The sequence below is a fragment of the Acinetobacter sp. BMW17 genome, assembly GCF_001592855.1.
GTDB lineage: Bacteria > Pseudomonadota > Gammaproteobacteria > Pseudomonadales > Moraxellaceae > Acinetobacter > Acinetobacter johnsonii.
This window is the reverse complement of the sequence record NZ_LSOD01000012.1, coordinates 1-19002: the sequence shown is the minus strand read 5'-3', so window position 1 is coordinate 19002 and position 19002 is coordinate 1. Positions and strand designations below refer to the sequence as shown.

The following is a 19002-nucleotide window of genomic DNA, read 5'->3' as shown; positions in this document are numbered from 1 at the left end:
TATTAGGCGATAAACTCCGTGCGAGAAACTTTCAAAGCCAAGTCAATGAGATTCATGCACGTGTGGCCGTATTAAATAAATTTACAGATTTAGGCCGACCTCACACCCAAGTTGCCACTTAAATTTAGATAACTTGGAAGAAGTTTAGCTTTTGAATGTTTGTGCAACAAAGCCCCATCTATCTAATAAATATACCAATAAGTTTAATAATTAAATTATCCACCCTTTTTTCTATAAAAAACTATTTTGATCAACTGTATTTTTTCTTTAAAGGAATAACAGTGTAAATTACATTAAGAATGTGTCTCTAACTAGCCTTGGAGTCATCTAATCATTTCATTTTTATTTTTTTAAGCACATAAAATCATAACAACTTTAATAGTTTTAAAAGATTAATATTAAATAAAATTTTTGTCATCTCAGCATAGACTATATATTTCGAGAAGATCTCAAAATTACATTTTTGTCATTTTTAAAAATAATTAATTAATAGTGCTAAAATTTTTAAGAGAGACAGAGAATAACCAAAAATTTCATCAGTTTAGTAGTCAAATTCCTAGACTCTGTTCAGTACTAAAACATAGCTTTTACTTCCAAATTATTTAAAGGAAAAAATTATGATGAAATTCAAAAACATTTTTTTGGGCTTATGTATCGCAGCCGCGTCATTGAATACATTTGCACAGCAATCCGATGAACACAAAGATCACCACCCTGAAAAAACAGCACCATCTGCAGTAACAATTAAGCAAACAGTTACCAGCACCACTGCTACAGATAAAATGGCTGCAATGGACCAGCACATGAAAGCAATGCAAGCCATGCATGCAAAGATGATGGCTGCAAAAAACCCTCAAGAACGTCAAAAACTTATGGCTGAGCACATGAAACTCATGCAAGGAGGTATGAGCATGATGAAACAGATGAGCGGCCAAAGCATGAATGCAAATATGGCTGACCGTCAGCAGATGATGGAAAAACGTATGGACATGATGCAATCCATGATGCAGATGATGATGGACTGTATGCCTCCCTCCACAACTACCCATGAATTAGAGAGGGAAGCACCATGAACCATCAACCTCAAGAACATAATTCAGTACCTAACTTTTGGTCTACACGTTATGCCATCGGCCTATTCGTGATTGGTGGTGTGGCAGCCTATTTTCTCTTAACCGAGCATTTGGCCCATGTCGTTGGTGTTTTACCCTTTTTACTCCTTTTAGCATGCCCACTCATGCATATTTTTATGCATGGTGGTCATGGACATCACCATCATCAACAGAAAAATCCAGACACATCAGATAATAAAAAATCACGCGAACCAGGAGACCCCTCATGAATCATGCGGAATCAGCCTATGGTCTGTGGTGGCTCGTCATCATAAATTCGGCAATTTTCATTATGTTTGCCTTCAGTTTTTTTAAACCCGCCACAGCGCGAGATTGGCGTACTTTTGGCGCTTTCTCTGCTTTCATCATTGCATTGTTTGTCGAGATGTATGGTTTCCCTTTAACAATTTATCTGTTGTCAGGCTGGCTACAAACTCGCTTTCCTGAACTTGACTTGCTGTCGCATAACTCAGGTCACTTATGGTCAACGCTACTAGGCGAAAAGGGTGATCCACATTTTGGCATTCTGCACATCGCGAGTTATATTTTTTTGGGCTATGGTTTCTATTTACTATCAAAAGCATGGCAGGTGTTGTACCACGCACAACGTCATCACCAATTGGCAGTAAGCGGACCCTATGCACGCATACGCCACCCGCAATACGTAGCTTTTGTAATGATCTTGCTGGGGTTTTTATTGCAATGGCCAACTTTACTGACACTGATTATGTTTCCAATCTTACTCTTAATGTACAGCCGCTTGGCAATTAAGGAAGAGGCTGAAATGAGTAAACAATTTGGCGCTGTCTATGACAGCTATGCCCAACAGACTCCGAGATTTATTCCGAAATTCGGCCATAAAACTACTTTGCCATAAGAGAATTATTCATGTTAGATCAAAAAAATCATAATCAGGATCATATGACACAGGCTACAACAGACGTATTGAAAGACCCAGTCTGTGGTATGACAGTTACTGAAGAATCGAAATACCATGAGGAATTCAAGGGGAAAACTTACTTTTTTTGCAGTGATAAATGTCAATCCAAGTTTCATACTAACCCTGTGCAATACATCACTAAATCTGGAACTATGAATGCCGATGCACACACACAGCATCATCAGGCTGTTCAACCCGTTAATGATGCAAGCACAACAGGCACGACCATCTATACTTGCCCAATGCATCCAGAAATTAGACAGGATCATCCTGGAAACTGTCCTAAATGCGGAATGACACTGGAACCACTCATTCCCGAGTTAGAGGAAGATGAGAATCCTGAGTTACGTGATTTCCGTCGACGCTTCTGGTGGACACTGCCACTCACCATAGTCGTGACTTTTTTGGCAATGTTTGGCCATCAACTGAACCTATTCGACATGGCAGTTCAGAGCTGGATTGAATTAGTGTTGTCACTCCCGATTGTACTGTGGGCAGGTTGGCCATTTTTTTCCCGTGGTTGGCAATCGGTTGTGAATCGCAGCCCAAACATGTGGACCCTGATCGGTCTAGGTACAGGGGCTGCTTTTATTTACAGTGTGGTTGCGACCATTGCACCACAAATCTTTCCAGACTCATTTATCTCCATGGGTCGTGTCGCTGTTTACTTTGAAGCTTCAGCGGTCATCATTTCATTGACCCTACTGGGACAAATATTGGAGTTAAAAGCACGTTCGCAAACTTCTGCTGCAATTAAGTCACTCCTTGGGCTCGCTCCTAAAACAGCTCGCCGAATCCTGCCTGATGGAACTGAAGAAGATGTTCCTCTAACGCATGTCCATGTAGGAGATTTACTCAGAATTCGCCCAGGTGAAAAAGTGCCTGTGGATGGTGTAATCACTGAAGGAAGTAGTTCAGTGGATGAATCGATGCTGACAGGTGAACCTTTACCTATCACTAAACGTATCGGCGATAAAGTCATTGGAGCTACCCTGAATACCAATGGTTCATTGATCATGCGTTCAGAGAAAATTGGTTCAAGTACCATGTTATCCCAGATCGTACAGATGGTGGCGCAAGCTCAACGATCGAGAGCACCAATGCAACGTATGGCTGATCAGGTAGCAGGTTGGTTCGTCATGGCTGTAGTGACCATTGCCTTGCTTACCTTCTTTGGATGGGGACTATTCGGCCCAGAAGAGTCGAGCTGGGTTTATGCATTAATCAATGCTGTGGCAGTACTCATTATTGCCTGTCCTTGTGCACTAGGCTTGGCAACTCCAATGTCTATCATGGTTGCAACGGGTCAAGGTGCTACTCATGGTGTGTTGTTCCGCGATGCAGCAGCCATTGAGAATCTGCGCAAGATTGACACACTAATCATCGATAAAACAGGTACGTTGACCGAAGGACGCCCTGTATTCGATCGTGTGGTTGCCGCATCAGGTTTCGATGAATCTGAAGTATTACGTTTAGCCGCCAGTCTTGATCAAGGCAGTGAACACCCGCTAGCCGAAGCGATTGTAAATGCAGCACACGAACGTGGCCTGCCTCTTGAAACACCAGATAATTTTGAATCAGGCTCAGGGATTGGTGTTCGAGGTCAAGTGGGCGATCGTCAGTTAGCTTTGGGCAACACAGCACTGATGGAGCAATTAGGTATCTCGGTACAATCTCTGATTCCGCAAGCCGAAGAGCTGCGTTCAGAAGGTGCAAGTGTGATGCATCTAGCCATCAATGGTGAATTGGCCGGCCTGCTTGCAGTATCCGATCCCATCAAAAAAAGTACCCCTGAAGCACTTGCCACCCTGAAGGAAGCTGGACTACGTATCGTGATGGCAACAGGAGATGGTCTCACCACTGCCCGTTCAGTCGCATCACGTCTGGGTATTGATGAGGTACATGGTGAAGTTAAACCCGCAGATAAACTCGAACTTGTCAGCAAATTGCAGAAGCAAGGTCGCATCGTGGCAATGGCTGGCGATGGAATCAATGATGCACCAGCACTAGCCAAGGCTGATGTCGGTATCGCTATGGGGACCGGAACTGATGTCGCAATGAATAGTGCTCAAGTTACCTTGGTCAAGGGAGATTTACGCGGTATCGCGGTTGCCCGTTCACTTTCGGAAGCTACTGTTGGCAACATGAAACAGAACCTCATGTTTGCTTTCCTTTACAATGCCTTGGGTATCCCAATCGCAGCTGGCGTACTCTATCCATTTACCGGTTGGTTATTGTCACCCATGATTGCGGCCTTGGCGATGAGTTTTAGTTCAGCTTCAGTCATCACGAATGCCCTTCGCCTGCGAAATAAAAAGTTATGATAGAGAGTTCTTTTCTTCCACCAGATGTACCAGGTCTTATTGCAGCACTTGCCATCGGCCTGCTCATTGGTTTAGAACGAGGATGGCACGATCGTGAATTGCCCGAGGGCAGCCGAGTAGCAGGCCTACCTACCTTCACATTGACAGGATTGCTCGGAGGAGTGCTCGGTCATTTACAACCAAACTTCGGGCCTTGGCCGCTGGTCGCGGCCGTATTAGGGCTTTCCTTATTATTAACAGTGTCCTACGCGCGTACCGCAAAACTTTCCGGTAATCTAAGCGCTACCACGACGATCGCGATGCTGTTGACATTAGTTTTAGGTGCATATGCATCCCATGGTAATGTTACTTTAGCATTAACAGCGGCTGTCATCGTGGCTGTATTTTTGGATCTCAAGCCAACCTTACATGGTTGGTTACGCTTGATCGAACATCGTGAATTAACCGCATCTCTACAGTTACTGGTACTTTCTGTCGTTATATTACCTTACTTACCCAATACGGGTATGGGACCTTTTGCTGCATTAAATCCTTACCAGTTATGGTGGGCAGTGATCCTGATTGCCGGACTCTCTCTGGCAGGTCATTTTGCCATGCGGCTCACCGGTTCAGAAAGAGGCATACTCTGGACAGGTCTATTGGGTGGTTTGGCATCTTCTACAGCTGCAACTGTCGCACTGGCACGCTATACACGCCAGCACCCCGTCATGGTCAGTGCTGCTATTTCTGGAACATTGGCTGCCTGTGGCATCATGTTTTTTCGTATGGTTGTGCTGATAGGCGTCATTGAGCCAGCATTGCTAAGCACTTTTGGTGGTGCAATGATGATTGCGGGAATCCTTCTGCTGGGTATGGCATTGTGGAGACAACGCCAAATTACCAGCACTGAAAACAACGATCGAACAATAGAAGCAATGGCTCCTTTTGATCTTGGGACAGCATTCAGCTTCGCTGCTTTCCTGGCTGTCATGGCAGTGTTGGTCCCGGCAGCAAAACAATGGTTGGGCACCAGCGGCATCTTCGTATTATCGACTATTTCTGGGCTAGCAGACGTAGATGCTATTTTAGTCTCACTTGCCCGCCTGCATAGTACTGAAGGCTTAACAACAAATGTGGCTGCTGTCGCGCTAGGGCTGGCCACACTGAGCAACATGTTAAGCAAAGCGACAATTGCATGGATGACAGGGGGGGCACAGTTTGGCCGAGCTATCATATTTGGCTACACAATTGCCATGATAGGTGCTGGCGTAGCTCTGGCTCTCAGTTTGAGCTTTATGTAAGGTCAACTCGGGTAAATGGAAGATGTTCAAAAAATGAGTTAAAATGATTCCCCTTGCATGGATTCACTTTGAAAAACAATGGTAAAAATGATTCGACCATTGAGGGATTCAGCCTGGATGGTCGCCCCAAGCATATCAAGAATAGATTTTGTTATGGCAAGCCCTAAGCCGGTTCCTTCTTCTGTTCTTTGTCTAGACGCATCTGTTCGATAAAAACGATCAAATAATCTGGATAGTTGTTCAGGAGAGAGTTCAGGGCCTTCATTTTCAATTGAAAATATTGTGTTATCTAAAGTCTGTTGAAGTTTTATCTGTATTGTAGAATTCTTGTTTCCATATTTAACTGCATTAGACAATAGGTTGCTGAGTGCGCGACGTAACATAGCAGGATCACCTTTTACATTGCCAGATCCTGTTTGTTGAAGTGTCATATTTTTTTCGGCAGCTAGAGCGTCATAGAAATCAAATAAAGCGGTAACTTCTTTAATGAGGTCAATATTCTGTAAGTTCTGTAAATTTAAGCCATGTTCTGCTTTTGCCAAGAAAAGCATATCGGACACCATTCGAGCCAAACGTTCAAATTCTTCTAAATTAGAAAATAGTATTTCTTGATAAGTACCAATATCTCGGTTACGGGCGAGACATACTTGAGTTTGGGTCATTAAATTATTAATCGGTGTTCTAATTTCATGTGCTAAATCAGATGAAAAATCGGAAAGTTTTTCTAAAGCTGACTCTAGTCTGTCCAGCATAGCATTGAAGGCGATTGCCAATGATTTTAGTTCGGTTGGTGTATGCTCAACTTCTAAACGTTCTGAAAGATGTTGAGCAGAAATTCCTTCTGCGACCTTAGCCATTTTTTGCACTGGTCTTAAACCTCTCCAGGTTGCAAACCAACCTAAAAACATTAAACAAATTGTACCAGCCAAACCAATATACAAAAGTTGACGCTTAAAATCTTTTAGAAAATGTAGATGTTCTGATGTATCGATCCCAACAATAATTCGTACAGATTGTATTTCAGAATTTCTATTTATACCTGTAGTGTAGATCATGCCACGATAGGTCTTATTTTGAACTTGCCATTTAATCCAAGAGTTATTTGCAGACTTGGTTAAGTGTTGAGTATTAATTGTTGAAGGTGCTGAACTAAATAAAACTTTACCTGTCGGTCGTTCTATTTGAACCATAAGATCATGGTGTCCAACTAAAGCGTCTCTCAAATACAGATTAAGTTCTGGAGAGTTTTTAGGATTCTGTTGGATAAGATTCTGAATCAGCTGGATTTTACCTTCTAATTGGGTACGGTCTTGAGTCTCAAAATGATGTATTACCAATTTATTTATGAATAAGCCCATAATAATTAGAATGAAAATAGTAGATAATGAGAAAATAATACCGATCCGAAAACTGATCGCTTTGAATAAGTTATTATTCATCCTCTACCTCTAGTACATACCCCATTCCTCGAATATTCTGAATTAATTTGGGGGTAAAGTTACTATCAACTTTACTTCTTAATCTTTTAATAGCGACTTCAACGACATTCGTATCACTATCAAAATTCATATCCCAAATTTGAGAAGCAATCAGCGCTCTTGGTAAAATTTCACCTCGTCTACGCATGAAAAGCTCCATAAGCGCGAATTCTTTTGCCGTCAGATCAATGCGTTGACCTGCTCGTGTTACCCGACGTTTTCTCAAATCGAGTTCTAAATCAGCAATCTTAATAATATTATTATCTTCTCTTTGTTGCCCTCGTCTAAGGAGAGTTTTGATTCGAGCAAGAAGCTCTGCAAAAGCAAAAGGCTTTACTAAATAATCATCAGCGCCTAACTCTAAACCTTTTACTCGATCTTCGATTTGATCTCGGGCGGTAAGAAAAAGAATGGGCATTGTTTTACCGCTGCTACGAATATCATTGATAATATTCCAACCATTTAGTCCAGGTAACATCACGTCTAAAATAATTAAGTCATACTCTTCAGAAAGAGCTTGATGTTTACCCGTTAACCCATCTGTAACCCAGTCCGTAATATAGCCAGCTTCGGATAAACCTTGCTTGAGATAATCACCAGTTTTTTGTTCATCTTCAACTAATAGTATTCTCATTTCCGAATCCTAAGTCATTCATTAAAACTATAATAACGTTATAAAACATCTGATCGAGATAGATTACAAAAATGTCATTTTCAAGTCACTTAGATGTTCAATGCTTCACTTTATTGTAGTAGCAAGAAATTAACTTTTAGAGAAACTTATGAAAACTGTAGTGCGTCGTAGTCTAACAATTTTAATGTGTGCTGGAACTTTAATTGCTGGTACTCAATCTTGGGCAAAAGATGTATCAACCTCAAGTGCCACTAAAACGGTAAAAGCACAGGAACCTTGTACAAAACCTTGTAAAATGGAAAAAGATGACAAGACTCAGCAAGATCATAGTCAACATCAGTCTCCTAACTCATCTGACATGTCAAAAATGGATCATTCTATGATGAATATGGACCATTCTAAAATGGATCATTCAAAGATGAATATGCCTAGTAGCAATAAATAATTTTATAAATAGCGAGAAAGAAGTATTAAAGTTTATACTAAATATTTGCTTTATTACTTCAATCTTGATCTTTCTAAAGGTGAGATAGAATGTCAAAAAAGTTAAGTCATATACTCTTAATTGGAGTTGGTTTATTTTCATCAACTTGGGTAATGGCGGCAGTTAAAGAATATGATTTAACAATCGCTGAACAAACTGTAAATATCACAGGAAAACCAGTTGAGAGAATTACTGTAAATGGTAAATTCGTTGCACCACTTCTTGAATTTGAAGAAGGTGATGAGGCCGTTATCCGTGTTCACAATAAGTTAAAAAATCAGGACTCTTCAATCCATTGGCATGGCTTATTATTACCTGGAATTATGGATGGTGTACCTGGATTTAACAAATTTAATGGCATTGCCCCTAATAAAACTTATGAATATAAGTTTAAAGTCCGCCAAAATGGTACTTATTGGTATCATTCACATAGTAAAGGACAAGAACAAGACGGTTTATATGGTGCTTTTGTTATTTATCCTAAAGATAAAACTCCACTAACAGCTGCTGAAAAAACCGATAAAGATTACGTTGTTTTGCTTTCTGATTTTCATAATTCGACAAGTGATCAAATTATGAAAAATATTAAAAAAGAAGCAGACTACTATCAGAACCGCCGCGAAACAGTATTCGATGTATTAAAACAAGTTAAACGTGATGGGCTAAAAGCGACTTGGCAAGACCGTTCTATGTGGAATCAGATGCGAATGCTGAAAACAGATATGTCCGATGTGACTGGTTATACATTTTTAATGAATGGCAAGACACCTCAGCAAAATTGGACGGGTAACTTCAAAGCTGGTGAAAAAGTTCGCCTTCGTTTTATTAATGCTTCCGCTATGTCATTCTTTGATGTACGCATTCCAAACCTAAAAATGACTGTAGTCAGTGCTGATGGTCAACCTGTAAAGCCCGTTCCTGTAGATGAGTTCCGTATTGGTACTGCTGAAACTTATGACGTAATTGTGGAACCAAAACAAGCACATTACCAAATTGAAGCTGAATCTATTGATCGTACCGGTTTTTCAGTGGGAACATTACATGAAGAAAGCAGCCCAGCAGTCAAACAAATTGAGATGCCTAAGCCTCGTCCTCGTTCTTTATTGACTATGGAAGATATGGGAATGAATCATGATATGTCTTCTATGAAAGGCATGAATCACGATATGTCTTCTATGAAAGGTATGGATCATGATATGTCTTCAATGAAAGATATGAATCATGATATGTCTTCTATGAAAGGCATGAATCACGATATGTCTTCTATGAAAGGTATGGATCATGATATGTCTTCTATGAAAGGTATGAATCATGATATGCCGATGAATAGCGCTACTGTTAAGGCGGCTTCAGACAAGAATGATAATACCGTATTTGGATGGGCAAATGCTTCAACACCTGAAGGTAATAAAGCATTGCAATATAGTGATTTGCAATCGTTAGATCCTCAAAAAGACACTCGTGCAGCTGAACGTGAAATAGAGATCCGTCTTGGTGGAAACATGGAGCGTTATATTTGGACAATAAATGGTAAAAAATTTAATGAAGCCGACCCACTAGTGGTGAAGTATGGTGAACGTATTCGCTTAAAATTTGTCAATGACAGTATGATGGCTCACCCAATGCACTTACATGGCATGTTTATGCAGCTTGAGAATGGTCAGGATCCAAGCAATATGCCAAACAAACATACGGTAATTGTTCCACCTGGGAAAACGATAACCACTCTACTCACAGCTGATGAGTTAGGTGAGTGGGCTATTCATTGTCACCTGCTTTACCATATGAGTGCAGGAATGATGAATAAACTAATTGTCGCCCAAGTAGACAAAGATAGTGTTTCAAAAAATATTGTTGCTCAGCCCCCAATAAGTGAGAAGGGAGTAAATCCACATGCAAATCACTAAGAATTTCTTCTCAAAAACAGTCTTATCAATTGCATTAGTAAGTATATCAAACTTAACTTTTGCTAATAGCAGCACTTCGGAACAAGAAAGTAATATTACAAATGGTATGAGAGTCTTATTACAGGAGTCTGGTGGCTTAAGATATAGCCCCCAAGAATTGTATCCAGAATATTATTCAATGGAAAATGCAAATGGGGGAGATAATATTATTCTGACCGCAAGAAAGAGATCAGCCCCATCTCATGATGATCATCTTAAAGAACATGGCGGACAAATTTATCAAACGACAAAATTTGAAAATGAATGGATGGTTGATGAAGACGGTAAGGGCAACCTAGGAACAAAGTTTGAAACTTTGATTGGGACAGATGAAAATCGTCTATTTATTGAAGCCAATTCGGAAAAGTCAGAAAGTAATGATCCAAAATATGCTGTATCAGCACTTTATAGCCGTAACGTAGCCCCATTTTGGGATGTACAAGCTGGGGTAAGATATAGTGAAGATAAAAATAACAGCAGCAGCGATCGAGTGGATGGGGTTATTGGTATATTAGGTCTAGCTCCTTATTTCTTTGAAACACAAGCATATCTTTATGGCGGTGAGAATAATTTTTGGGGAGCAAGTTTTGAATTAGAACGTGATTTGCTTTTAACTCAGAAACTTATTACTCAACCTTATATCGAAGCAGATGTAATATTTAGCGATGATTCTAACTATGCTGCAAAATCAGGTTTATCAGAACTAAAAACGGGGATCAAAACCCGATATGAAATTACTAAGCGAATTAAACCTTTTATTGACGTTGCTTACCAATATGAAAAAGGACAGAAAGCCACTTCTATGCAAGAGGCTACGGATTCTGAAAAAGGCTGGAAATATGGTGCAGGCATCGAATTAGTTTTTTAAAATAGTATGATTTGGATTCATGAATGGTAGCTTCGGCTACTATTCATGAATTATTACTATTTATTTTCGAATCTGTAAAACTAAAAAAGCTTAATTTTTGGTCTATTTTTATGCAGTGGTTAAAAACATGCTTATCGCTGTTTTTATCGTTTGCTATTCTTTTAGTAGGATCGGCTGCTACTACTTCGTCTGTACATCATCTGTGTTTAATGCCATCTGAATAGATGCATGTGGCATAGCCGTCTTCATCGATTTGAATCCTAAAGTGGCCCTAATGATCCGCTTTAGCTTGCCATGATTACATTCGATCACGTTATTTTTATACTTAACCTGCCTGTGCTCAAGATCTGGTGGACATTTTCTTTCCCATTTTAACCGTGACAAAGCACCTCCATATGTGTGCTTTATGAACCGTACCGGGTTTGTCGGAGACTCAATATTCTGAGAGACTATTCCGATGAAAAAACCAACCTATACCCCCGAAATTAGAGAAAGAGCGGTTCAATTACTAATTGAATCTGAAAAAGATTATCCTTCTACTTGGGCTGCAATCACAGCAATTGCGCCTAAGATTGGTTGTACTCCTGAAACACTTCGTGCCTGGCATCAAAAGCATTTAGATCAGCAAAATCCTATTAAAGTACAACAGATATCTGATCAAGAAAAAATGAAGCAAATGGAACGTGAAATTAAAGAATTAAAGCGTGCCAATGAAATTCTACGTAAAGCAGCCGCTTTTTTCGCCCAGGCGGAGCTCGACCGCCCACACAAATAATGGTGGATTTCATCCATAACAATAAGACTTATATGGTGTTGATGCGATTTGTAGGATTTTACCGATCGCAGCTTCAACCTATTACCGAACTTTAGATCTCGCTGACAATCCAGAACATCGAGCGAAACGAGATCTACATGATGAGCATCATGCTGAACAAATTAAACGAATTTGGAAGGAAAGTTCAGGTCGATATGGTGTACGTAAAGTTTGGCAAAAATTGAAACGTGAAGGCTATGTTATTGCACGTTGTACAGTTGCTCGATTGATGCAGAAGCTAGATATACAAGGTGTTTGGCGTGGTAAGAACAAACAAACTACCCGCAACCGAGATGATCAAAAACGAGCAGATGATTTAGTGAAACGTAATTTTAGTGCTGATCGACCTGACCAATTATGGGTCAGTGACTTTACGTATATTCAAACTCATTCAGGCTGGGTCTATACCGCCTTTATTATTGATGTGTTCTCACGAGCAATTGTTGGATGGAAAGTATCTACACGGAGGAATACAGATATGGTGCTCGATGCACTTGAGCAAGCATTGCACGATCGAGGCATGCCAAAGAATGTGATTCATCATTCCGACAGGGGTGGGTGTGCAATATCTTTCGATTCGCTATACCAATCGTTTAGAAGCAGCAAATTTACGAGCATCAGTCGGTACAACTGGTGATTCATACGATAATGCTTTGGCTGAAACGGTGAATGGCTTATACAAAACAGAGGTGATTGAATATTTAAAAGCAGATTGGCAAGGTTTAGCAGATGTACAACTTGCGACACTAAACTGGGTAGATTGGTTCAATAAAAAGCGTGTACACAGTGCACTGGGTTATGTGTCGCCTTTTGAGTTTGAAGCAATGTACTATGATAAGATTAACCCGTTAGGTCAGGTGGCTTAACTTAAATAAAAAAGTCTCCGACAAACCCGGTACGGTTCATTATCTGTATCTATCACTTGTGGGGCCTTCCTTTGCCAGAAGATGCGGATACTGAGCATCCAAAAGTAAAAGAACTGCATGAGCTTCTTGCATGGTCTGAAGGTATGGTCTGGTGTTCACCTGAACGTCATGGTTCTATGAGTTCCATTTTTAAATCACAAATAGACTGGATTCCACTTGCAGGAGGAGCAATCCGTGCTACCCAAGGTAAAACCCTTGCCTTGATGCAAGTCAGTGGTGGATCACAGTCATTTAACAGCCTGAACCAGATGCGTATTTTGGGGCGGTGGATGCGGATGATCACCATTCCAAATCAGTCTTCAATTCCGAAAGCTTTCTTGGAATTCGAAGAAGATGGACGAATGAAGCCTTCAGCTTTCTATGACCGGATTGTGGATGTCATGGAAGAGTTATTTAAGTTCACTCTACTGACTCGTGGTCAAAGCAAATACCTGACTGATCGTTATTCTGAACGCAAGGAATCGGCTGAAGAGTTGTCCAAGCGTGTAAATCAGCGCAGTTTATAAATGCTGGATGGTATTAAATACTGCGCCTCATTGCCAGGTCAGTAACACTTTTATGCTGTACCGATGAAGTGCTGTTAAAGGTACAATGAATATTGTAAAAACCCAGTCTTCATGATTGGGTTTTTACATTAAAGAAGTCAGAGATAAATAAGGAAAAGGTGAAGGCTTTGAACCAGAAACAGACTGAAACTGATGTGATCATTATCGGTGGTGGGCAGGCCGCTTTATCTACCGCTTATTTTTTAAAGCGCAAGAAAATCCCATTCATTATATTGGATGAGCAAAATCAAGCGGGGGGTGCCTGGCTGCATACCTGGGAGTCATTGCGTCTTTTTTCTCCTAATACCTGGAGTTCTCTATCCGGTTGGATGATGCCCATCACTGAACAGACCTATCCAACACGAAATGAGGTGATCCAGTATTTATCGGCTTATGAACAGAGATATCAATTTTCGATTGTTCGTCCAGTACATGTCGATCGTGTGGAATCGAAGGGAAAGTATTTAGACGTATATGCTGGAGAAAAGTTTTGGCGAGCCAAGGTGGTGGTCAGTGCAACAGGGACATGGCGCCAGCCGTTTATTCCTGATTATCCGGGACAGGAAAACTTTCAAGGCACGCAGTTACATTCAGCCCATTACCTGAATGCAGATCCATTTAAAGATAAGAAAGTCATCGTGGTGGGTGGGGGGAATTCGGGCGCGCAAATACTCGCTGAGGTTTCACAAGTTGCTGAAACCATTTGGGTCACAAAAACTCCGCCTCAATTTTTACCTGATGATGTCGATGGTCGAGTACTGTTTTTAAGAGCAACTGAGCGTTTAAAAGTACAACAAGAAGGAAGAAAAGTTGACCAGCCAATAGGTGGCCTAGGTGATATTGTGATGATCGATAGTGTCAAAGAGGCAAGGAATAGAGGAGTCTTACATAGCCGTCCACCTTTTCAATCTTTAGCTACAGATGCAGTTATTTGGCCAGATGGAAAAAAAGAGAAAATTGATGTGATTATTTGGTGTACTGGATTTAAGGCTTCATTAAATCATCTAAAAAGTATAGATATAGTAGAGCGAGATAACTTTGTAGAAGTTCAAAATGGAAGGTCTATTAAGTTACCTAACTTGTGGTTAGTTGGATATGGAGATTGGACAGGTATGGCATCTGCAACATTAATTGGCGTTTCTAGAACAGCGAGAGCTACAGTAGATGAGATCTTCACTTATCTACAAGAAATTAATACTAAAAAATTTTCAGAATAATTATCCATATCGAGTATAAGAATTTTAGAATCGGTTTTGTGTCTAGGCTACTGGGAGCATTCCAATATTTTGATTATTATTTCACTAAAAGTGTCTACAAGATCATGCTATTCATTAAGCCATAATTTTTGATATTTAAACCTAATTTCATGAATTGCACTAAAAAGAGGGAACTCTTTCATAATTTATAATTAAATTAGAAGTTTTCTTAGGAAGCTGTTTAATATTATTGATATCTATGCAGTTTTCCTTGTAAAAGCACTTCATTTATAGTGAGTATTTCAATAAAATAAGGGAGCTAGCTCCCCTCTTTTATTCATTTGCTAATTAAAAATTACTCGCAACTTGATATGTGATGAATGAAAAGATGTAGGCTAATGCAAACAAATAAGTTGCCATAATGATGGGCTGTTTCCAGCTGCCAGTTTCTCGTCTAATTGTTGCTAACGTAGCAAGACAATGGGGAGCAAAAATAAACCATACCAATAATGATAAACCTGTGGCTAACCCCCATCCATCCGGGCCTGAAATTTGACTTAACAGACTTTGAGTTACTGTATCTTCATCACCTGACATCGCATAAATCACCCCAAGAGCAGCAATTACAACTTCCCTTGCTGCCATAGCAGGAATGAGTGCAATACATATTTCCCAGGTAAACCCAATAGGCGCAAATATAGGATGAATTAAATGTCCTAACTGACCAGCTAAACTATAGTTAATGGCCGGCATGCTTGCATTATCTGGTGGTTGAGGGAACGTGACTAGCACCCATAACAAGATAGACAGTGCGACGATAATGCCACCAACTCGTTTTAAGAAAATAGTTGCCCTATCATATAAGCCTAATGCAATATTTCTAATATCTGGAATTCGGTATGTGGGAAGTTCAAAAATAAAAATACTTTCAGTTTTATCTTTTCGAACCAATTTCAGAAACACTGAAACTAATAACGCTGAGACTATTCCCGACATATAAAGACCAAAAAGGACTAATCCTTGCAGACTTAACCAGCCGTAGATTAATTGGTTCGGAATAAATGCCGCGATCAATAAAGCATATACTGGCAATCTTGCTGAACAGGTCATCAAGGGTGCAATCATAATTGTTGCTAATCGGTCCCGTTCAGAGCTGATACTTCTGGTTGCCATAATTCCGGGAATGGCACAAGCAAAACTGGATAGCAGAGGAATAAATGAACGGCCGCTAAGCCCGGCTTTAGACATTAATTTATCTAAAAGAAATGCTGCCCGGGGTAAATAGCCTGACTCTTCAAGCATTAAAATGAAGAAGAATAAAATCAAAATCTGAGGCATATATGCAAGCACGCTACCTGCACCAGCAATTACCCCATCCACAACCAAGCTTTTTAATAGAGGATGTTGGATTAGTGGTCCAATAAAATCACTGAACCATGCGACAAAATTTTCAATGAATTCAATAAAAGGCGTTGCCCATATAAATACCGCCTGGAACATCACAAACATGGTTAAAGTTAAGACTACTAAACCCAATACAGGATGTAGAAAAATTTTATCTAGAAATGCGGTTCTTTTATCACCATTGTCATTATTTAAAATAACTTGTTTGGTGATTTGTTTGACCTGTTCAAAATGACTTAATTCAGAATGATAAGGAGTAATAAAAAGATTTTTTTGATCTAATTGATTAATTAAATCTTGAATTCCTTTTGTTTTAACTGCGACAGCTTCAACTACAGGGATACCTAACAGTTGAGACAGTTTATCCTTATCAATGGAAATACCACGCTTTTTGACCTCATCCATCATATTTAATACAAGAATCATAGGGCGATTTAAAGCACGAACTTCGAGAACCAAGCTCAAATGTAAGCTTAAATTTGTGGCATCTACGACGCATATAAAAATGTCGGGTAGAATTTCACCTTTTAGCTCGCCCAAACAAACTGCCCTGGTGACTTCTTCATCTAAACTACTAGGTTTTAAACTATAAGTTCCGGGTAAGTCCAATACTCGTATTGCATCACCAGAAGGTAAGTTAAAAGAACCTTCTTTTCTTTCTACGGTAACCCCAGCATAGTTGGCAACTTTTTGTCGCGTACCAGTAAGTGTATTAAATAAAGAGGTTTTTCCGCAATTTGGATTACCGACTAATGCAATATTCTTAATCTTCATTGGATACTAACTCTACAAAAATTCTTTCAGCTTCATTCTTTCTTAATGCGAATCTTGAAGTTTCAATCTGAACTAAAACAGGATCTCCGCCAAAAACACCTTTAGCGAGTACTTGTAGAGTTTCACCCTCTCTAAAACCTAATAGTTGGAGCCGTTCCAATACGGGATCAGTGGTATGACTGTATTGATTACCTTTTTTGAGATCTCTAATTTTGACGATCTGATTTTGTTTAACTTGAAATAGATTCATTTTCGATACTCTTACTTCAAAGCCAAAATCTTTCGAGCACCATTAAGCACGAATAAAGAAACCAGGATGCCAATGATTAAGTCTGGGTAAGCTGATCCCGTCCACGCCACGAGTACACCGGCAAATATAACGCCCATATTTACCACAACGTCATTCGCCGAGAAAATCCAACTGGCTTTCATATGTGCGCCATCTTCTCGATGACCAGAAATAAGATATAAGCATGTCACGTTAGCTATAAGTGCGAGCAGGCCAATAACAATCATGAGCGTTGATTCTGGCTCGCTTCCAAACATGAATCGTCTAATGACATCAATAATCACGATGACAGCAAGTAATAACTGAATCCAACCTGCGAAATGGGCTGCTTTCACTTGATATTTCGCAGCTTTTCCGACGGCATATAGCGCAATACCATAAACGGCTGCATCGGCAAACATATCTAGAGAATCAGCAATCAATCCTGTAGACGCAGCAATAATTCCGCTGATGAATTCTATAAAGAAAAGTAGAGCATTAATGCCTAATAACAGTTTAAGTACTTTAGCTTGTCTCACAGGATCAGGTTCATTAGGTATACCGCCTGAAGAAAGCTGTGTTTCATCAAGTTTCGCCCCAAAACCCAGTCCTTCAAGTTTGGCCGTAATTTGCTGACTCCCTTCATTATGGAAGACTTTCAGTTTTCGATTGGGAAGATCAAAAGTAAGACCTTTAACTGCTTCAATATCTGCAAGAGCCATACGGACCATTTGCTCTTCAGCAGAGCAATCCATTTTAGGAATGGTATAGGTACTTGTTTGCTTAGCCTGTTGATTGCTTATATAAGTTTCAGTCTTCACAAGCTTTGCACCAAAACCCAAAGCTTCAAGTTTGGTAGTTATATTTTCATCTTTTTGATTATGTAGAACCTTTAAAGACCGGTTAGGTAAATCAAAGATGAGTTTTTGAACACCATCAATTGAAGATAGCGCCATACGAACCATCTGTTCTTCCGCAGAACAATCCATTTTGGGAACTAAGTATTCACTCATGTAGTGCGAATCTTTTAAAACGTTTTCAGTGCTTAAATTTTCTTTGGGATCAGAACCACAACAGGATTGAGCGGTATCTTCACAACTGTTTGAAGTGTTACAGCAAGGAGATGAAGATTTTTCTTCTTCCTCTTCACCACAACAGCTAGGCGTATTATCACAATTCTTTGAATTGCTTGCTTCTGCAATTGATGGATGATTTTCTTGTTGAGATTTCTTATCTTCGCATGGTGTTTCTTTACTACATCCACAGCCACTCATAGTTATACCCATTAAAAAAATTTATAAACTTTGAATATTAGAATCCCTATAGTTACTATAGAGTCAAGATTTTTTGGAAATAACAACTCAATGCATTTAAAAATTGGTGAACTCTCTAAAAAAACCTCATGTTCAGTATTAACAATTAGGTTTTATGAAAAGGAAGGTTTAATTCCGGAACCGGAAAGAACGGAAGGAAATTACCGCCTTTACGATATAGGCTATGTTGAGCGAATTAAGTTTATTTTGAATTGCCGAACTTTAAATATGAGTTTGAATGAAATTCGTCAATTACTCACCTATAAAGATAATCCCAAGAAAAATTGTTCAGATGTGAATGAATTAATTGACTTACATGTCAGTGCTATCAGAGAAAATTTAAACAAGCAACAAAAGCTTATTGAACAATTATCTGATTTAAGAGGTACTTGTGATGGTTTATGTACAATTGACCAATGTGGAGTTCTAAAAAATCTAGCTTGATTATCTAGACCTATGCTTTTTTCAAAAAATCGGCACTGTTGTAAATAACCACGAATGGTAAGCTGAAGACTGTTTTAGCTAAAGGTGCAGCATATGAATCCTTTCCATGGTCGGCATTTTCAGGGCGAAATCATTCTTTGGGCTGTGCGCTGGTATTTTAAATATGGCATTAGCTATCGTGAACTGCAGGAAATGCTGGCCGAACGGGGTGTGAATGTTGATCACACGACTATTTACCGTTGGGTTCAACGT

The 19002-nt window shown here is 39.7% G+C and carries 15 protein-coding genes, 6 pseudogenes and 1 other annotated feature; of the genes and pseudogenes, 15 read left to right on the top strand and 6 right to left on the bottom strand.

Going from position 1 to position 19002, the window contains the following annotated elements; translation table 11 throughout:
• From AXW61_RS17670 to AXW61_RS02715, 6 genes and pseudogenes are all read left to right on the top strand, one after another.
• A pseudogene (locus AXW61_RS17670) lies at nucleotides 1-122 on the top strand (IS5/IS1182 family transposase); the annotation flags it as partial.
• A gap of 495 nt (nucleotides 123-617) precedes the next feature.
• On the top strand, nucleotides 618-1073 hold the full coding sequence (locus tag AXW61_RS02735) for a hypothetical protein (RefSeq protein WP_062032164.1): 456 nt from the start codon (nucleotides 618-620) through the stop codon (nucleotides 1071-1073).
• On the top strand, nucleotides 1070-1342 hold the full coding sequence (locus AXW61_RS02730; protein ID WP_004755892.1) for a DUF2933 domain-containing protein: 273 nt from the start codon (nucleotides 1070-1072) through the stop codon (nucleotides 1340-1342). Before AXW61_RS02735 ends, AXW61_RS02730 begins: the two co-directional genes overlap by 4 nt.
• Nucleotides 1339-1989, top strand: a complete 651-nt coding sequence (locus tag AXW61_RS02725) for an isoprenylcysteine carboxylmethyltransferase family protein (protein WP_062032161.1) — start codon at nucleotides 1339-1341, stop codon at nucleotides 1987-1989. Before AXW61_RS02730 ends, AXW61_RS02725 begins: the two co-directional genes overlap by 4 nt.
• 11 nt (nucleotides 1990-2000) lie before the next feature.
• Nucleotides 2001-4376: a heavy metal translocating P-type ATPase gene (locus tag AXW61_RS02720; protein ID WP_062032157.1), complete on the top strand. Its 2376-nt coding sequence runs from the start codon at nucleotides 2001-2003 to the stop codon at nucleotides 4374-4376.
• The gene (locus AXW61_RS02715; RefSeq protein WP_062032154.1) at nucleotides 4373-5656 is read left to right on the top strand and encodes an MgtC/SapB family protein; all 1284 of its coding nucleotides are present in this window, start codon (nucleotides 4373-4375) and stop codon (nucleotides 5654-5656) included. Before AXW61_RS02720 ends, AXW61_RS02715 begins: the two co-directional genes overlap by 4 nt.
• Before the next feature lie 38 nt (nucleotides 5657-5694).
• Here AXW61_RS02715 and AXW61_RS02710 read toward each other — a convergent pair whose 3' ends face one another.
• Nucleotides 5695-7095, bottom strand: a complete 1401-nt coding sequence (locus AXW61_RS02710) for a heavy metal sensor histidine kinase (RefSeq protein ID WP_062032152.1) — start codon at nucleotides 7093-7095, stop codon at nucleotides 5695-5697.
• Nucleotides 7088-7768 (bottom strand): heavy metal response regulator transcription factor, encoded by a 681-nt coding sequence (locus tag AXW61_RS02705; protein ID WP_004663993.1) that lies wholly within the window; start codon nucleotides 7766-7768, stop codon nucleotides 7088-7090. Before AXW61_RS02705 ends, AXW61_RS02710 begins: the two co-directional genes overlap by 8 nt.
• Before the next feature lie 148 nt (nucleotides 7769-7916).
• On the opposite strand from AXW61_RS02705, the gene AXW61_RS02700 reads away from it, so the two are divergent.
• From AXW61_RS02700 to AXW61_RS17075, 4 genes and pseudogenes are all read left to right on the top strand, one after another.
• Nucleotides 7917-8213 (top strand): hypothetical protein, encoded by a 297-nt coding sequence (locus tag AXW61_RS02700; RefSeq protein WP_004281865.1) that lies wholly within the window; start codon nucleotides 7917-7919, stop codon nucleotides 8211-8213.
• Nucleotides 8214-8302: 89 nt separating this feature from the next.
• The gene (locus AXW61_RS02695; protein WP_062032149.1) at nucleotides 8303-10159 is read left to right on the top strand and encodes a copper resistance system multicopper oxidase; all 1857 of its coding nucleotides are present in this window, start codon (nucleotides 8303-8305) and stop codon (nucleotides 10157-10159) included.
• Complete coding sequence (locus AXW61_RS02690; protein WP_062032146.1) at nucleotides 10146-11066, top strand: copper resistance protein B; 921 nt, start codon at nucleotides 10146-10148, stop codon at nucleotides 11064-11066. Before AXW61_RS02695 ends, AXW61_RS02690 begins: the two co-directional genes overlap by 14 nt.
• A gap of 23 nt (nucleotides 11067-11089) precedes the next feature.
• Nucleotides 11090-11287, top strand: a pseudogene (locus tag AXW61_RS17075) (hypothetical protein); the annotation flags it as partial.
• 16 nt (nucleotides 11288-11303) lie between these two features.
• On the opposite strand, the pseudogene AXW61_RS02685 reads toward AXW61_RS17075, so the two are convergent.
• Nucleotides 11304-11462: pseudogene (locus tag AXW61_RS02685) on the bottom strand (DDE-type integrase/transposase/recombinase); the annotation flags it as partial.
• 61 nt (nucleotides 11463-11523) lie between these two features.
• On the opposite strand from AXW61_RS02685, the pseudogene AXW61_RS17070 reads away from it, so the two are divergent.
• From AXW61_RS17070 to AXW61_RS02665, 3 genes and pseudogenes are all read left to right on the top strand, one after another.
• Nucleotides 11524-12746 (top strand): annotated as a pseudogene (locus AXW61_RS17070) (IS3 family transposase).
• Nucleotides 11799-11914: a sequence feature (AL1L pseudoknot), on the top strand. It overlaps the preceding pseudogene by 116 nt.
• 47 nt (nucleotides 12747-12793) lie before the next feature.
• Nucleotides 12794-13312, top strand: a pseudogene (gene arsH, locus AXW61_RS02670) (arsenical resistance protein ArsH); the annotation flags it as partial.
• A 167-nt stretch (nucleotides 13313-13479) separates the two neighbouring features.
• Nucleotides 13480-14568, top strand: coding sequence for an ArsO family NAD(P)H-dependent flavin-containing monooxygenase (locus AXW61_RS02665; protein ID WP_062032166.1), 1089 nt, complete (start codon nucleotides 13480-13482; stop codon nucleotides 14566-14568).
• Nucleotides 14569-14895: 327 nt separating this feature from the next.
• On the opposite strand, the gene AXW61_RS02660 is transcribed toward AXW61_RS02665, so the two are convergent.
• The 3 genes from AXW61_RS02660 to AXW61_RS02650 are packed head-to-tail and all read right to left on the bottom strand — an operon-like array spanning nucleotide 14896 to nucleotide 18267.
• Nucleotides 14896-16725 carry a ferrous iron transporter B gene (locus tag AXW61_RS02660; protein ID WP_062032144.1) on the bottom strand — a complete coding sequence of 610 codons (1830 nt, stop codon included), beginning with the start codon at nucleotides 16723-16725 and terminating at the stop codon, nucleotides 14896-14898.
• Nucleotides 16715-16975 carry a FeoA family protein gene (locus tag AXW61_RS02655; protein ID WP_004665962.1) on the bottom strand — a complete coding sequence of 87 codons (261 nt, stop codon included), beginning with the start codon at nucleotides 16973-16975 and terminating at the stop codon, nucleotides 16715-16717. Before AXW61_RS02655 ends, AXW61_RS02660 begins: the two co-directional genes overlap by 11 nt.
• Before the next feature lie 11 nt (nucleotides 16976-16986).
• On the bottom strand, nucleotides 16987-18267 hold the full coding sequence (locus AXW61_RS02650) for a cation transporter (protein WP_062032141.1): 1281 nt from the start codon (nucleotides 18265-18267) through the stop codon (nucleotides 16987-16989).
• Nucleotides 18268-18357: 90 nt separating this feature from the next.
• Here AXW61_RS02650 and cadR point away from each other — a divergent pair, with 90 nt between their 5' ends.
• Entirely contained in the window at nucleotides 18358-18750 is a 393-nt protein-coding gene (cadR, locus tag AXW61_RS02645) for a Cd(II)/Pb(II)-responsive transcriptional regulator (protein ID WP_062032139.1), read from the top strand.
• A gap of 93 nt (nucleotides 18751-18843) precedes the next feature.
• Nucleotides 18844-19002 (top strand): annotated as a pseudogene (locus AXW61_RS02640) (IS6 family transposase); the annotation flags it as partial.

Excerpts from the sequence above, each read along its gene's own strand:
- AXW61_RS02735 (WP_062032164.1), top strand. The coding sequence starts at position 618 with ATGATGAAATTCAAAAACATTTTTTTGGGCTTATGTATCGCAGCCGCG.
- AXW61_RS02730 (WP_004755892.1), top strand. The coding sequence starts at position 1,070 with ATGAACCATCAACCTCAAGAACATAATTCAGTACCTAACTTTTGGTCT.
- AXW61_RS02725 (WP_062032161.1), top strand. The coding sequence starts at position 1,339 with ATGAATCATGCGGAATCAGCCTATGGTCTGTGGTGGCTCGTCATCATA.
- AXW61_RS02720 (WP_062032157.1), top strand. The coding sequence starts at position 2,001 with ATGTTAGATCAAAAAAATCATAATCAGGATCATATGACACAGGCTACA.
- AXW61_RS02715 (WP_062032154.1), top strand. The coding sequence starts at position 4,373 with ATGATAGAGAGTTCTTTTCTTCCACCAGATGTACCAGGTCTTATTGCA.
- AXW61_RS02710 (WP_062032152.1), bottom strand. The coding sequence starts at position 7,095 with ATGAATAATAACTTATTCAAAGCGATCAGTTTTCGGATCGGTATTATT.
- AXW61_RS02705 (WP_004663993.1), bottom strand. The coding sequence starts at position 7,768 with ATGAGAATACTATTAGTTGAAGATGAACAAAAAACTGGTGATTATCTC.
- AXW61_RS02700 (WP_004281865.1), top strand. The coding sequence starts at position 7,917 with ATGAAAACTGTAGTGCGTCGTAGTCTAACAATTTTAATGTGTGCTGGA.
- AXW61_RS02695 (WP_062032149.1), top strand. The coding sequence starts at position 8,303 with ATGTCAAAAAAGTTAAGTCATATACTCTTAATTGGAGTTGGTTTATTT.
- AXW61_RS02690 (WP_062032146.1), top strand. The coding sequence starts at position 10,146 with ATGCAAATCACTAAGAATTTCTTCTCAAAAACAGTCTTATCAATTGCA.
- AXW61_RS02660 (WP_062032144.1), bottom strand. The coding sequence starts at position 16,725 with ATGAAGATTAAGAATATTGCATTAGTCGGTAATCCAAATTGCGGAAAA.
- AXW61_RS02655 (WP_004665962.1), bottom strand. The coding sequence starts at position 16,975 with ATGAATCTATTTCAAGTTAAACAAAATCAGATCGTCAAAATTAGAGAT.
- AXW61_RS02650 (WP_062032141.1), bottom strand. The coding sequence starts at position 18,267 with ATGAGTGGCTGTGGATGTAGTAAAGAAACACCATGCGAAGATAAGAAA.
- cadR (WP_062032139.1), top strand. The coding sequence starts at position 18,358 with ATGCATTTAAAAATTGGTGAACTCTCTAAAAAAACCTCATGTTCAGTA.